Origin of the sequence: Pseudomonas sp. GLN_2, assembly GCF_043106005.1 — a bacterium.
Lineage (GTDB): Bacteria > Pseudomonadota > Gammaproteobacteria > Pseudomonadales > Pseudomonadaceae > Aquipseudomonas > Aquipseudomonas alloputida.
In genome coordinates, this window is the sequence record NZ_JBICMC010000069.1 from 1 (window position 1) to 2,524 (window position 2,524).

Annotated in this window: 2 protein-coding genes; one reads left to right on the top strand and one right to left on the bottom strand. The window is 63.7% G+C overall.

Annotation, left to right across the window (positions count from 1 at the left end; translation table 11 throughout):
• Positions 1-30: 30 nt before the first annotated feature.
• Entirely contained in the window at positions 31-957 is a 927-nt protein-coding gene (locus ACF8Q6_RS16175; protein WP_392491217.1) for a LysR substrate-binding domain-containing protein, read from the bottom strand.
• 157 nt (positions 958-1,114) lie between these two features.
• On the opposite strand from ACF8Q6_RS16175, the gene ACF8Q6_RS16180 reads away from it, so the two are divergent.
• Entirely contained in the window at positions 1,115-2,503 is a 1,389-nt protein-coding gene (locus ACF8Q6_RS16180) for a NorM family multidrug efflux MATE transporter (RefSeq protein WP_121784208.1), read from the top strand.
• Positions 2,504-2,524 lie beyond the last annotated feature (21 nt).

Genomic DNA, 2,524 nt, shown 5'->3' on the forward strand with positions numbered 1-2,524 from the left:
GCGAGCCCGCGAAGAGGCCGGTGCAGGTGATCAAAGAGGCGGCAGGATTTCCACATCCGGCAAATCCATTGCCGCCACCTCGCCTTCCAGGAACGCACTCAACCGCCGCAACCGCTCGCCGCCTCGCCGGGTGCGCGGCCACACCAGGTAGTAATCCATGCCGCTGGGCACCGCCGTCGGCCATGGCAGGCTCAAGCGCCTCTGCGCCACATCTTCGGCCACCATCAACAGATCGCCCATGGATATTCCATAGCCACGCGCCGCGGCAATCATGCCCAGCTCCAGGGTATCGAACACCTGGCCGCCCTTGAGCGACACCTTGTCGCCAAGCCCCATACGCTCCAGCCATTCCCGCCAGTCACGCTTGTCCACCGTAGGGTGCAGCAGCTCGATAGAGGCCAGCCTACGTACATCCCAAGGTTCTTCGTCGAGCAGGTCCGGCGCGCCGACCGGGATCAACAGCTCAGGGAACAGTTTGCGCACCTCCCACTCCGGCGGGAATACCCCGTCGCTGAGCAACACCGCGCAATCGAACGGCTCCTGGTTGAAATCCACATGGTCGACATCCATCCAGGCGCTAGTCAGCTGCACCTCATTGCCTGGCTGCAAATGCCGAAAGCGGCTAAGGCACGCCAGCAACCAGCGCATGGTCAGGGTCGAGGGGGCTTTCATGCGCAATATGTCGTCTTCACCGCACAAGGTTTCACAGGCCCGCTCAAACGCCGCGAAGCCCTCGCGCACGCCCGGCAGCAGTACCCGCCCTGCTTCGGTAAGTTGCAGGCTGCGGCCACTGCGCACGAACAGGCGGCAGGCAAAATGCTCCTCCAGCGTACGGATATGCCGGCTGATGGCGCTTTGGGTGATGGAAAGCTCTTCGCCCGCACGGGTGAAGGAGCTTAGCCGCGCGGCAGCTTCGAATGCGCGCAGGGCATACAGCGGTGGTAGCTGGCGTGGCATGAGGCACCTGCAATATGGGCGTGTGAGGCAAATCACCGAGAAGCCTATATACATGAGTTCAACTCATGCCAACTATCGCTTTTATCCTTTTGTGCAAAGTTGACCGAAGCCTCAGAATCGCCCTTCGTTGATCACCCCAGAATGAAGGACTGCCCCCATGCACGTCGCGCCCACCACAGAACTCAAGGCTTTGCTGCGCCTGGCCGGGCCGCTGATTGCCTCGCAGTTGGCGCACATGCTGATGGTGCTGACCGACACCCTGATGATGGCCCGCATCAGCCCCCAGGCCTTGGCGGGGGGTGGCCTGGGGGCAGCCAGCTATTCGTTCGTATCGATCTTCTGCCTGGGCGTGATCGCCGCAGTCGGCACGCTGGTGGCCATTCGCAAGGGTGCCAACGACATCGAGGGCGCCACCCGGCTGGCGCAGAACGGCCTGTGGCTGGCCTGGGCCTTGGCGCTATTCGCCGCGCTGGTGCTGTGGAATCTTGAACCTGTGCTGCTGCTTTTCGGGCAGAAGCCCGAGAACGTGGCCTCGGCCGCCGAATTTCTCACCCTGCTGCCACTGGCCCTGCCCGGCTATCTGACCTTCATGGCCTTGCGTGGCTTCACCAGCGCGCTGGGCCGCTCGACCCCGGTGATGGTCATCAGTTTGTTCGGCACAGTGCTTAACTACCTGTTCAACGTGGCACTGATCGAAGGCATGTTCGGCCTGCCCAAGCTGGGCCTGATGGGTATCGGCCTGGTCACTGCAGTGGTGTCGATGGGCATGGCCGCTGCCTTGGCGTTGTATATCCGCTGGCATTCGGCCTATGCCGCCTACCCGCTGCGCAAGGGCCTGTCACGCCCATCACTGGCGGCCCTGCGCGAGCTGTGGCGGCTGGGCCTGCCGATTGGCGGTACCTACATGGTGGAAGTGGGCCTGTTCGCCTTCGCCGCGCTGTGCATGGGCGTGCTGGGCAGCACCGAGCTGGCGGCGCACCAGATTGCCCTGCAGATCGTGTCCACGGCATTCATGGTGCCGACGGGCTTGTCCTATGCGGTGACCATGCGCGTCGGCCTGTACTACGGCGCTGGCAACCTGCTGGCGGCGCGCAGCGCCGGGCGGGTGGGCATCGGGTTCGGGGCCATGATCATGTTTGCCTTCGCCGCCCTGTTCCTGCTGCTGCCCGAAGCACTGGTAGGGCTGTTCATCGACCGTAATGACCCGGCCTTTGCCGCGATCTTCCAGGTGGCCGTGCAGTTGTTGATGGTGGCGGCGTGGTTCGAACTGTTCGACGGCATGCAGACGATTGCCATGGGCTCGATCCGTGGGTTGAAAGATGCCAAGACCACCTTCCTGATCGGGCTGGTGTGCTATTGGCTGGTGGGGGCGCCGAGTGCCTGGCTGTTCACCTTTACGCTGGGCGGTGGTGCAGTAGGGATCTGGTGGGGGCTGGCGCTGGGGCTGGCGTGCGCGGCGGTGGCGCTGACCTTTGGCTTCGAATGGCGGATGAAGCGGTTGCTGGGGAAGGCGGGGGTTCGTACAGAAGCTGCTGTTTCGGCCTGACTTCCGGGCCTCTTCGCGGGC